This window comes from Rhodococcus sp. NPDC047139, assembly GCF_040643435.1.
Lineage (GTDB): Bacteria > Actinomycetota > Actinomycetes > Mycobacteriales > Mycobacteriaceae > Rhodococcus.
This window is the reverse complement of the sequence record NZ_JBEYUH010000015.1, coordinates 108,862-120,470: the sequence shown is the minus strand read 5'-3', so window position 1 is coordinate 120,470 and position 11,609 is coordinate 108,862. Positions and strand designations below refer to the sequence as shown.

Sequence of the window (11,609 nt, the reverse complement as noted above, 5' to 3'; positions counted from 1 at the left end):
CGCCCAGTCCTCCACAGTGATCACTCCTCAATCGTCGAGTGGAGTGCTCACTTTTCGACCGGAATACCTGCTCAACCTTCAACCGGAGCCGACAGATAGATCATCTCCGCAATCATTGATGCAGGTCACCGACCCCCCGGTTGGCGTCATTCCTCCCAACTGCGATGTCAGCCGACATCGACAGTCCTACAGGTGAGACGAAAGCAGCACGATCGACGCGTGCCGCCTGATGAAGCGCGACGGTGAGTCCAGCGCATCCGCAGCTGTTCGTAGGTCTTCGTGCCCTATGTCCTGGATCCGATCGGACGTGAGTTCTGCAGCCATCACTTCGTCCAGCTCCGGGCGCATAGCGAGAACTTCACGAATCGGTGCGTAGTCGAGCTGACACCTTCGCTCGCCATCGACGTACGGAGCACTCACCGCCCTGCCTGCCAGATTTTCCGGCAGATCAGCGAGGAGGTTCATTGCTCTACAGGCCTGGCCGCCGGCACTCAGCACGGACACGGCACGCGCTCGAACCTCCGTCGTTGTCGTCGGGACCTTTGCAAACGCAAGGATTCGCTCGGCGGCCTGATCGTCAACCTCGCCGATCGCGAGCAGGACGTCAAGAACGCGATCGATGCCACCCGACGCGGCCGCCCCCGAAGGAAGCAGGCCCAGCGCGGCGACAACGCGTGAAACACCCATCGGTCCGGCGGCAACCAACAGACGGTGCGCCAGGCGATGTTGTTCGCGGGAATCGGCATGTACGAGCATCTCGACCAGCTGCTCGACTTGTTCAGGCTCCGACAGTCGAGAAAGTTGGTCCTCGATCTCCGCAAGCCGGTACAGCTCCGGGAACAGCGTTGCAAGTTGCTCGACGGTGAGTGAATTCCTCATCGCGGCAACGGGATCATCCGGATCGTGGACTACGACCGCGAACGCTTCGTTGACCGCACCAGATCTGATCAACGCTCGGGTCGCGCGGCGGGATGCGCTCACCAGACTCTCGCGGAACCGGACGGTGACCGAATCCCAGAGGTAGTCACCAAGACCAACGGAAGCGGTCAGCGTCTCAGCCCACTTGTCACCCGTGCTTGACCAGTCGACCTGCACCGGCCAACTATCGACGTCCCATCCCCGATCAGCCACAGCGTGATCCGGTACGCCTGTGCCCACCCGGATGGCTGGCCACAGGAACAGCATGTCCCGCGCATGAGTATCGGTCAGCGCAGCGCCGTACACCGCCGACCCCGCAGGCCGCGTCGTGACTTCCCGGACCGCAGAGACGATCTCCTCGGTGAGATCACCTTCCAGGCGACCCCAGTCGACTGCGCTCATCCCTATCCCTCCCCCGGTGCCGACGCGACATCAGTGGTCATGTCAGAGAGATCCCGATCTTGTCCGCCATCACCCGGATCATGTGCTGCACGCCGATTTCGTTGCGCCCGATGGCCATGTGGTCATGCTGCCCGCGGCGCACTCCTTCACCGCACTGAGGGAGCATCGCGAAGTCTTCGTCCCGAACAGCGGCATGAACCTCTGCGAATATGCCGGCATACATCTCCACCTGCTCAGGACTCTCCGCAGGGTACTTCGCCATCCAACTGTGCCGCACAACGCAACTCGTGGCCGAATCACCCGGCAAAATGTCGATGACCTCGACTCCTACAGGACTGTTGGCCAGGATGAGGTTGGGATAAACCCAATAGATGATGCCCATCTGCGCAGTCGGGTCATCCCACGAGTCGTCTTCCTCCATACCCTCGAGGTCCCGAACCCAGTTGAACGGGAAGCCGATACGGTGGTGCGGGCCGAACTCGTCGTAGACGTGGGTGTTCGCGATGGTGTTCTGGCCGATGACGCTGTTGCCGTGGACGAATGGAAAGTGGTAACCCTCGGCGAAGGCTTCGAGCGCACCCTTCCAGCTGACGGCGGAGTTCAGGGATCGCTCGTCGTGGTACTGGTAGTCCTGATAGTTCCACCGTGCGAGTTCGGCACCGCACTCACCCAGGTGCGTGTCCAGATCCATTGGCGCATCGGCATTGAGGACACCCCAGATGAATCCGTGACGTTCCTCGCTGGGTAGCTCGACCAGACCGTATTCGTCTCGATTGACGTCGTCGAACCCTGCCTTGCCCGGAATCCCGCGCAGCTGTCCATTGTTGTCGTAAACCCATGCGTGGTACGGGCATGTGAATCGTCGGCTGTTCCCTGCCCCGCAAGCCGGCATCGCGCCACGGTGGCGGCAGTAGTTCAAGAAGACGTGAGCCTGCCCGTCACGGTCACGGGTGATCAGCAACGAATCGTCGAGCACCGTGCGCACGACATAGTCATGATTCTTCGGGATCTGAGCTGATGCCAGCAGAGCAAGCGGCGTCTCCCTCAACAGTTGGTTCCGTTCGTACTCGGCGATCTTGTCATCGCGGTAATACGACAGGGGCACCCGCAGTGTCGACTCGGCCATGTCCGTGGTGTTTGCAACTGCCAAGTCCAATGCTCGTCGAGTCAGCTCAACTCCGAACGGACTGGGGGTCGGTCCCGTGCTCGGTGTGGGGTTCTCGAACGTCGTCATGCCAGGTCCTCTCGTCACCAGTGCCCTTGTCGATGACAATACATGAAACACGTTCTATGTCTAGTCGTTCGCGTCCCCGATCCAATACGCCACTAGGATCGACGAGCACGACACAATGGACAGGTGCGTACACATGGATGGGCCGGCCTTATTCCCCCGGCCGACGACGACGAGGCTGCGAACCGCATCATCGCCGCCGCCGGAGAGCTGATGGAGTCGGGTGCAACCGATGTGAACATCCGTCAGGTCGCACAGAAGCTGGGCATCGCTCGCCAGACCGTCTACCGGTACTTTCCCAACAGTCAAGCGCTGCTCATCGCGACAGCTCAACACGCCACCAACGAGTTCCTCGACGACTTGGCGCAGTCACTTGAAGGTCTCACCGAACCTTCCCACGCGATAGTCGAGGCAGTCGCCCTAACCTTCGAGCGCCTTCAAGATAATCGCCGATTCGCCCTGCTGTTCGTTCAACCGGACAACACAGAACTCACCGCCGAGGTCACCGCTACGCGGTCCATCGCCACAGGACGCGTGATCGTCGACCACCTTCCGATCGATTGGGCCGGACATGGATGGACGGACGCCGACATGAATGAGCTCGTCGAAGTCATGCTCCGGTTCGTCCAGTCACTCCTCGTCGACCCGGGCGACCCTCCTCGTCCCCCAAAAGAGCTACGCGCATTTCTGCATCGGTGGGTTGGAACGGCCATCGAGGCGAAGAATTCGACGTCCACGTCGGTGGCCCGAGTTCAGTCCTGAAAATCGGAGCGTCACTGAGCACCGAACGAGTTGCGTGGCAGGCATTTACAACGTTGTGGCGTCCATATCGGAATATGCAGGGATCGAATATGCAGGGTTACCAGTACGGAAATACAGAAATACTCTATTTCAGCGAGAGTGGAATTCCGGCGACCACGAGCACCGTCGACTCGCTCGCTTCTGCCACTTTTGCATTGAGCCGGCCGAGCAGGTCGCGGAACAACCGCCCCGAGGCTGTCGCGGGGACCACGCCACTGCCGACCTCGTTGCTCACAGCGACCACCGGCACCGCACACTTCCGCCACGCCGCAATCAGCTCGTCCACGTCGGCGTCGACGGGGCCGGTGTCGCCACCCTCCCAGACGGCGTGGCGATCCAGCCTCGCGGTCAACCATGTCCCGAGGCAATCGATCAGGAGCGGCTCCGTGGCGGCGCGCAACACCTCGGCGACATCGACCGTCTCGACTGTCGACCAGGAGTCCGGACGTCTTTCCCGGTGGAGAGCAACACGTTTCGCCCACTCCTCGTCGTCGACCCGGTTGCCGCCGGTGGCGACATAGATAACGGACGGATACGACGCGAGCAATTCCTCCGCGTGCCGCGACTTGCCCGAACGCACTCCACCGAGCACCAGCGTGCGATGCGATGCGGCTGACGTCCCGCCGCCCACGTACACCACCTCACCATCCCTTCCGGGACGAGAACCTAATGGTCGCAACCGATCCCGAAGAACTTCGATGGGCGGGTTGTGATGCCCGAGATGAACGGCGACCACATCGGTGTCTGCCGTGACGGCACTCGCACTGCGCAAGCCGTCCACCATCGCACCGAACTCGGGAAGCCCGAGGTGACCGTCGGACAGCCGGGGACGGTCACCGAAGGTTTCCTCGAGGAACACCGCATCGAACCGTGCGCCGCGCACGGCGTCGAACCATTCGTGCGGCCACATCCCCGTGTCGCACGCCCACAGCAATCGTGTGCCATCCGGCCCCGACAGGTCGTACAGGACTGCGTCACCGTCGCGGAACACCTTGTGCCGAGCGGGGAGAACGCGCACCGAATACCCACCGGCGGTGACCGAATCCCCGGCCTCGACGGGCACGAAACGCACCGGATCGTCCGGACCCACCCACGGGCGGCACACGTCGAGCGCGTCGGCAGGACCGATCACCTCGAGTTCGGCGCTCCCTTCGACCCACGATCGGAACAGCAACGCCTGCGGCCCCAGGTGATCGGCGTGCGCATGCGTCAGGAGGACGTGCCGCACGTTCACGAGCGACCTGCCGTACCTCACCGCAGCGCGTGGCGTCTCCGGGCCGCAATCGAGCAGCAGCACGTCGTCGACGAGCGCGGCGGTCTGTCCGCGTATTTCTCCGCGGCGTGCGGCGTCCACACAGGATACGCACGTGCAGAACGGATTCGGCCATCCGTCCGCTGCACCGGTGCCCAGCAGCACGACCTCCATCAGTACTCCTTCGCACTGTCGCGGAGCGGGATTACGGCACGACCTCCCGGCCGGTCGAGAATCTCGACGCGGGCACCGTAGACCTGCGCGATGCGGTCGGCGGTGAGCACGTCGTCGGGAGCTCCGTCGGCGACGACGTGTCCGCGATCGAGGAGTACGAGCCGTTCCCCGTACTGCGCGGCGGAGGTCAGATCGTGCATCGCGGCGATGACAGTGAGGTCGCCTTCGGTGCGCATCGAGTCGACGAGTTCGAGCACCTGTTGCTGGTGCCCGATGTCGAGTGCGCTGGTGGGTTCGTCGAGGAGCAGCACCCGCGGTTGCTGGGCGAGAGCGCGCGCGAGCACGACGCGCTGCAGTTCACCGCCGGACAGTTCGGTGGCGAGGCGCGGGGCGAACGCTTCGAGCTCGAGCCGTTCGACGACGCGGTCCACCACCTCGCGGTCGTGTGCGGTCTCGGAACCGAAGCGCGGAATGTGCGGGGTGCGGCCGAGGTGGATCAGTTCCCGGACGGTGACGCCTTCCGGCACCACCGGGCGTTGCGGCATCAGCGCGACCGCGCGTGCCATGTCCCGACGTCCGGCGCGCCCCGGTGCGACGTCGGCGACCTGCAGGTGACCGGTGGCCGGCACGAGACCTGCGAGGACGTGCAGGAGAGTGGTCTTACCCGACCCGTTGGGTCCGACCAGCGATACCCACGATCCCGCGGTGACGTTCAGGTCCACCCCGTGCAGAACCTCGACACCGCCGCGTTCGGCACTGAGTTGCCGGCACGAGACCGTCACGGTCCCGGTGGTGAGGACATCGCTTTTCATCGGACACCTCGGCTACGTCTGAGCACGACGAGAAAGAAGGGCGCGCCGATCGCCGCCGTCACGACGCCGATGGGCAGTTCGGCGGGCGACATGACGGTGCGGGCCAGGACGTCCGCGAGGACGAGGAAGGATGCGCCCACCAGCAGCGACAGCGGCAGCAGGAGCCGGTGGCCGGGTCCGACGAGCAGCCGTACGGCGTGGGGCACGACGATGCCCACGAAACCGATAAGACCGCTCGCGGAGACGACGGCAGCGGTTCCGAGCGTCGCGACACACACCAGTAGCAGCCGTACGCGCGCCGGGTTGATCCCGAGGCTCGCGGCTTCGACGTCGCCGACCGCCATGACATCGAGTGTGCGCCTGTGCAGCGCGATGATCGCGACGGTGACCACGACGTACGGCAGGACCACCACGACGTCGGACCAGCCGTCGGTGGACAGGCGCCCGAGCATCCACGAGTACACCTGCCGCAGGGTGTCCTCGTGCACCTGCATGAAGAACGTCTGGACCGCGTTGGTGAATGCTGCGACAGCAACTCCGGCGAGGATGATGACGACTTCCGACCGGCTTCCGCCGACCGTGCGGCCGAGCGAATAGGTCGCGCCGACTGCGAGCAGTCCGCCGGCGAACGCCGCGACGGGGACACCGGCGAACCCGGCCGCGCCGCCCACGACGATGGCGAGGGTGGCGCCGAGACCGGCACCGCTGGACACCCCGAGCAGGTAGGGATCGGCGAGCGGATTGCGGAAGACCCCTTGGTAGGCCGCACCGGCGATGGCCAGCATCGCCCCGACCAGCACCCCGAGCACGACGCGCGGCATCCGGATGTTCCACAGGATCGCCTGCTGACGCACACTCAGCCCCGACTCGACGTCGACGAACGGGAGCCGATCGACGATCTCGAGGAGAACCCCACCCGGAGTGAGTCCGGCAGGACCGACGAGGATGCCGGCCAGCATCGCAGCGAGAAGGAGGAGCACCGAGCCTGCCAGAACGAGCGCATGGCGCGGCCGTACCCGCACACCATCGTGCGACAGTGCGCGGGTACTGCGTTGCAACGGCGAGATCAAGGCGTGGGCGCAGCCGTGGGGATACCGCCCACGATCCGGGCGGTCTCACGCATCAGATCCACCACTCGCGGGCCCCAGCGACTCGCGATGTCCTCGTCGACGACGTACACATGACCGTCGCGGACCGCGGTGAGCTCGTTCCATCCCGCACGCTCTGCGACGACCTCGGGCGTGACGCCGCAGCACTGTCCGTCGGCCAGGAAGATCACGTCGGGGTTCTTCTCGAGGATGTACTCGGCCGACAGCTGCGGGTAACCGTTGCCGCCGGTCGCGATCGAGGTCAGCCCCAGCATCGAGTAGATCTCGCCGATGTAGGTGTCGTCGGTGACGGTGTAGAAGCTGTCGTCGAGCTCGTGGTAGTAGGTCAGCGGGGTCTCCCGCTCGGGCAGACCGGCGAGAATCTCGTCGATGTCCGTCTTCATCTGCGCTACGAGCTCGGCCGCCTCGCCGACGTGTCCGGTGGCGGCTCCCAGTTGCTCGAGTTGCGCGTAGGTGTCGTCCAGGTTCTCGGCGGCCGGAAGGATCAATGTCTCGACTCCGGCCTGTTCGAGCCCGGCGACAAGGTCTGCGGTATCTGCGTTGACGACGACCAGGTCGGGTTCGTAGCCGAGAATCGCTTCGACGTTCGGGTTGTAGCCCGACAGCTCCGTGACCGGCACGCCCGCCGGATAGTCGGACTGGTCGTCGACTGCGATGACCTGGTCACCGGCACCGACGGCGAAGAGCATCTCGGTGTTGGTCGGGCTCAGCGAGATGATCGCCCGTGGGACGTCGGCGGACGTCTCGGAGGTCCCATCGCCGGTCGGCGTCGGGTTGTCGCTGCCACATGCTGCGGTCAGCAGCGCGAATATCGTGATGCCGGCGGCGAGCAGCCGACGGTTGTTGTCGAGGGGCACAGCCATCCTCCGTTACTCGGAGGACGAAAACAGTACGGCTGCAACGACGCGTTGCGGCACGTCACCGTCCTTCGTCCGAGGACCAGTACGTACGGACCCCCTGCGCCGGCTGACCTGGCTCACCCGATGACGGGCTCACAGTTGCGGGACAGCGCCGGATTCTCACCGGCTTCACCGAAAACGCAGCGGGTGTCCTACCGACTCGGCAGGACACCCGCAGCGTAGCTCACGGCTTCCCAGGTCAGGACAGCGCCTGCTGGAGATCTTCGAGCAGGTCCTCGGGATCCTCGAGACCGACGGACAACCGCACGACACCGTCGGACAGTCCGATCGCGGCCCGTCCCTCCGGTCCCATCGCGCGGTGCGTGGTGGTCGCAGGATGCGTGATCAACGACTTGGAGTCGCCGAGATTGTTCGAGATGTCGACGATGCGCAGCTTGTTCAGCAACTCGAAGGCACGCTTCTTGCCGACGCCCTCGGGGGCGTCGAGTTCGAAGGTGATGATCGTGCCACCGCCGCTCATCTGCGACTTCGCGAGTTCGTACTGCGGGTGCGATTCGAGATAGGGGTACTTGACCCAGCGCACGGCATCCTGCGATTCGAGGAACTGCGCGATTCGCAGCGCCGAATCGACCGAGGCACGCAACCGGACGGGCATGGTCTCGAGACCCTTGAGCAGCGTCCACGCGTTGAACGGGCTCAGCGACGGTCCGGTGTGGCGGATCAGTTGCTGCACGGGTCCGTCGATGTAGTCCTTGGGCCCGAGGATCGCGCCGCCGAGCACGCGGCCCTGGCCGTCGATGTGCTTGGTGCCCGAGTACACGACGATGTCGGCGCCGAGATCGAGGCTGCGCTGCAGCAGCGGAGTGGCGAAGACGTTGTCCAGCACCACCTTTGCACCGGCAGCATGCGCCATCTCGGAGACACGGCGGACGTCGACGAGGGTCTGCATGGGGTTCGACGGGGTCTCGAAGAAGACCGCGGTGGTAGGCACCGACAGCGCCTTCTCCCACTGGTCGAGGTCTTCACCGTCGACGAACACCGTCTCGACACCCCAGCGGGGCAGGATCTCGTTGCAGACGACGAAGCACGAACCGAACAGACTGCGCGCCGCGACCAGGCGGTCGCCCTTGCCGAGCAGCGCCGCGAGCGCGGTGAACACCGCGGACATGCCGGACGCGGTGGCGAACGCCCCCTCGGCGCCGTCGAGCAGGCGCAGACGTTCCTCGAACATCTTCACCGTCGGGTTGCCGTAGCGGGAGTAGACGAAATGGTCGACATCGCCGGTGAAGGCGGCCTCGGCGGCTTCGGCGGACTCGTAGACGAATCCGGAATTGAGGTAGAGGGCCTCGGAGGTCTCCTCGAAACCGGACCGGAGGGTACCGCCGCGCACGCCGAGCGTCGCGGGACGGACGGTGTCGGGAAGCGCACGCTGGAAGGCGCCTCCCTGGGGGATGGAACTCACGACTGCCTCCACGGCAGGCCTGCGGCCCGCCAACCGTCGGCGCCGCGATGGCCTTCGCCGTCGAGAGCGCCTTCGAATCCTTCGAGAACGTTGTAAGCGGGGCTCAGGCCCGCGGCGGTGGCGGCTACTGCCGCACCGATCGAGCGCTGACCCGAGCGACACAGGAAGATCACCGGCCCGTTGCCGATACCCGCAGCCCTCAGATCCTCGACGAAGGTCGGGTTCGGGGCGCCGTCGGGGTAGCGAACCCACTCGACGAACACGGTCCGGCGACCGAGTGACGAGGTCTCCGGGACCCCGACGTACTTCCACTCGGCTTCGGTACGCACATCGACGAGCACGGCATCCGGATCGCTGTGCAGCAGGTCCCATGCCTGCTGCGGCGTTATATCACCTGCGTAGCTCACCGGGACATGTTTTCACAGTTCGAGTCGGGACGTGCACGCGGCACCGCTCAGAACCGGCAGATCCGCCAGACGTCGTCGACGCGCACGACCTGCCACGTCGCGGTCTGCGTCTCCCCGTCGACGCCCGTCCTGACGTCCACGGTGGCCCTGTCCGCGTCGACGGAGACGTTCTGGGCGGCCTGCAACTCCACGGGCCCGTCGACGTCCGCGAGCGGCGCTTCGTCGGCCGGCAGATCGCCGCAGCGCAGACGGTCGAGGATCGGTTCGTCGTTCTCGTTGTGGGCGGCGACGTAGTCGTTGACGGCACGGCGCACCATCTCCTCCTCGGAGACACCGTCACCCGCGGGAGAGAAGATCTGTGCACCGAAGACGATGAGCAGGAGCGCCACGAGGACCGCGAGTGCCCCGAGGAACGGGCCGGCACTGCTCCTGGTGGGGCCGTCCGGGTCCGGACCGGGATCGGGTTCGGGTTCGGGTGCTCCGCGCTTGGCCATGTGGCCGATCCTAGTGCGAGCAGAATCGGGGCCTGTCACGAGCATTTGCCCTAAAAACCCTCTCGAGGTAGGAATTGTGCATGGCCACCACGCAGCTCGTTCGACGCCTCGCCGTCGACCTGTGTCGTTTGGGTGCCCACATGTGTTGTCGCTGAAGCGATTCGCTCGACGGCTCGATGATTCCTAATTCGCCGTCATCCCCGCGCGACCTGCGCCGAGCCCGCTGAGGGCAGCCTTAATTTAAGCTGGATATGTCCGTCCGCACACCGAAGAGGTAGTTGATCCCCTGATGACCGATCAGACTCGTCCCCTTCGCGTCGCGATCGTCGGTGCCGGTCCCGCCGGTATCTACGCCGCAGACGCACTCATGAAGTCCGACACTGCGCAGGATCCCGGGGTCAGCATCGACCTGTTCGAGCGCATGCCGGCCCCGTTCGGGCTGATCCGCTACGGTGTCGCGCCCGACCATCCGCGCATCAAGGGCATCATCACCGCCCTGCACAAGGTGCTCGACAAGCCACAGATCCGCCTGCTGGGCAATCTCGACTACGGCACCGACTTCAACCTCGACGACCTGCAGCGTTTCTACGATGCGGTGATCTTCTCCACCGGCGCGAACGCGGACCGCGCGCTGAACATCCCCGGCATCGACCTCGACGGCAGCTTCGGCGCCGCCGACTTCGTGTCGTGGTATGACGGACATCCCGATGTTCCCCGCACCTGGCCGCTCGACGCCGAAAAGGTTGCCGTCCTCGGTGTCGGCAACGTCGCCCTCGACGTGGCCCGTGTGCTCGCCAAGACCGGCGACGAACTGCTGCCCACGGAGATCCCGCCAAACGTCTACGAGGGCCTGAAGAACAACAAGGCCGTCGAGGTGCACGTCTTCGGTCGCCGCGGCCCCGCGCAGGCCAAGTTCACGCCGCTCGAACTTCGCGAACTCGACCATTCCCCCACGATCGAGGTCATCGTCGATCCCGAGGACATCGACTACGACGAGGCCTCCGAGCAGGCACGTCGTAACTCCAAGCAGGTCGACATGGTCGCCAACACCCTGCAGGACTGGGCCATCCGCGACGTGGGAGACCGCCCGCACAAGCTGTTCCTGCACTTCTTCGAGTCGCCGCACGAGATCCTCGGCGAGAACGGCAAGGTCGTCGGGCTGCGCACCGAGCGCACCGAACTCGACGGCACCGGCAACGTCCGCGGTACCGGAAAGTTCAAGGACTGGGATGTCCAGGCCGTTTACCGCGCAGTCGGCTACCTGTCGCAGAACATCGCCAAGCTGCCCTTCGACGAGCAGGCCGGCACCGTCCCCAACGAGGCCGGACGTGTTCTCGCCGACGAGAGCGCCGAGGGTCAGGGCCGGTTCATGCCGTACACCTACGTCACCGGCTGGATCAAGCGTGGCCCCGTGGGCTTGATCGGCCACACCAAGGGCGACGCGAACGAGACCGTGGCGAACCTGCTCGAGGATCGTGCCGCCGGTCGCCTGAACACCCCCGAGGATCCCTCCGAGGACGCGATCGTGAAGTTCCTCGAGGACAAGCAGCTGCCGTACACGACCTGGCAGGGCTGGTACCGCCTCGACGCCCACGAGCGCAGCCTCGGCGAAGCCGAAGGCCGTGAGCGGGTCAAGGTCGTCGAACGTGAGGACATGTTCCGCGCCTCGGAGCCGCACAAGTCCTGA

Annotated in this window: 11 protein-coding genes and 1 riboswitch; of the genes, 2 read left to right on the top strand and 9 right to left on the bottom strand. The window is 65.1% G+C overall.

The window, feature by feature from the left end:
• Positions 1-186: 186 nt before the first annotated feature.
• Positions 187-1,320 carry a hypothetical protein gene (locus ABZ789_RS18350; protein ID WP_358426523.1) on the bottom strand — a complete coding sequence of 378 codons (1,134 nt, stop codon included), beginning with the start codon at positions 1,318-1,320 and terminating at the stop codon, positions 187-189.
• 37 nt (positions 1,321-1,357) lie between these two features.
• Positions 1,358-2,554: an aromatic ring-hydroxylating dioxygenase subunit alpha gene (locus ABZ789_RS18345; protein WP_358426520.1), complete on the bottom strand. Its 1,197-nt coding sequence runs from the start codon at positions 2,552-2,554 to the stop codon at positions 1,358-1,360.
• A gap of 123 nt (positions 2,555-2,677) precedes the next feature.
• On the opposite strand from ABZ789_RS18345, the gene ABZ789_RS18340 reads away from it, so the two are divergent.
• On the top strand, positions 2,678-3,313 hold the full coding sequence (locus ABZ789_RS18340) for a TetR/AcrR family transcriptional regulator (RefSeq protein ID WP_358426517.1): 636 nt from the start codon (positions 2,678-2,680) through the stop codon (positions 3,311-3,313).
• A 124-nt stretch (positions 3,314-3,437) separates the two neighbouring features.
• Here the strand turns inward: ABZ789_RS18340 and cobU are convergent, their stop codons facing one another.
• From cobU to ABZ789_RS18305, 7 genes are all read right to left on the bottom strand, one after another.
• Positions 3,438-4,778, bottom strand: a complete 1,341-nt coding sequence (cobU, locus tag ABZ789_RS18335) for a bifunctional adenosylcobinamide kinase/adenosylcobinamide-phosphate guanylyltransferase (protein WP_358426514.1) — start codon at positions 4,776-4,778, stop codon at positions 3,438-3,440.
• Positions 4,778-5,590 (bottom strand): ABC transporter ATP-binding protein, encoded by an 813-nt coding sequence (locus tag ABZ789_RS18330; protein ID WP_358426511.1) that lies wholly within the window; start codon positions 5,588-5,590, stop codon positions 4,778-4,780. Before ABZ789_RS18330 ends, cobU begins: the two co-directional genes overlap by 1 nt.
• Positions 5,587-6,612: an iron ABC transporter permease gene (locus ABZ789_RS18325; protein ID WP_358426546.1), complete on the bottom strand. Its 1,026-nt coding sequence runs from the start codon at positions 6,610-6,612 to the stop codon at positions 5,587-5,589. Before ABZ789_RS18325 ends, ABZ789_RS18330 begins: the two co-directional genes overlap by 4 nt.
• A 44-nt stretch (positions 6,613-6,656) precedes the next feature.
• The gene (locus ABZ789_RS18320; protein WP_358426544.1) at positions 6,657-7,556 is read right to left on the bottom strand and encodes an ABC transporter substrate-binding protein; all 900 of its coding nucleotides are present in this window, start codon (positions 7,554-7,556) and stop codon (positions 6,657-6,659) included.
• 89 nt (positions 7,557-7,645) lie between these two features.
• Positions 7,646-7,773, bottom strand: a riboswitch (cobalamin riboswitch).
• A 24-nt stretch (positions 7,774-7,797) separates the two neighbouring features.
• Positions 7,798-9,021 (bottom strand): O-succinylhomoserine sulfhydrylase, encoded by a 1,224-nt coding sequence (locus ABZ789_RS18315; protein ID WP_358426508.1) that lies wholly within the window; start codon positions 9,019-9,021, stop codon positions 7,798-7,800.
• Positions 9,018-9,428, bottom strand: coding sequence for a rhodanese-like domain-containing protein (locus ABZ789_RS18310; RefSeq protein ID WP_358426505.1), 411 nt, complete (start codon positions 9,426-9,428; stop codon positions 9,018-9,020). Before ABZ789_RS18310 ends, ABZ789_RS18315 begins: the two co-directional genes overlap by 4 nt.
• Before the next feature lie 47 nt (positions 9,429-9,475).
• Positions 9,476-9,922, bottom strand: a complete 447-nt coding sequence (locus ABZ789_RS18305; protein ID WP_358426502.1) for a hypothetical protein — start codon at positions 9,920-9,922, stop codon at positions 9,476-9,478.
• A gap of 289 nt (positions 9,923-10,211) precedes the next feature.
• On the opposite strand from ABZ789_RS18305, the gene ABZ789_RS18300 reads away from it, so the two are divergent.
• A complete protein-coding gene (locus ABZ789_RS18300) occupies positions 10,212-11,609 on the top strand; it encodes an FAD-dependent oxidoreductase (protein ID WP_358426499.1) in 1,398 nt (465 codons plus the stop codon).

Excerpts from the sequence above, each read along its gene's own strand:
- ABZ789_RS18350 (WP_358426523.1), bottom strand. The coding sequence starts at position 1,320 with ATGAGCGCAGTCGACTGGGGTCGCCTGGAAGGTGATCTCACCGAGGAG.
- ABZ789_RS18300 (WP_358426499.1), top strand. The coding sequence starts at position 10,212 with ATGACCGATCAGACTCGTCCCCTTCGCGTCGCGATCGTCGGTGCCGGT.
- ABZ789_RS18345 (WP_358426520.1), bottom strand. The coding sequence starts at position 2,554 with ATGACGACGTTCGAGAACCCCACACCGAGCACGGGACCGACCCCCAGT.
- cobU (WP_358426514.1), bottom strand. The coding sequence starts at position 4,778 with ATGGAGGTCGTGCTGCTGGGCACCGGTGCAGCGGACGGATGGCCGAAT.
- ABZ789_RS18330 (WP_358426511.1), bottom strand. The coding sequence starts at position 5,590 with ATGAAAAGCGATGTCCTCACCACCGGGACCGTGACGGTCTCGTGCCGG.
- ABZ789_RS18305 (WP_358426502.1), bottom strand. The coding sequence starts at position 9,922 with ATGGCCAAGCGCGGAGCACCCGAACCCGAACCCGATCCCGGTCCGGAC.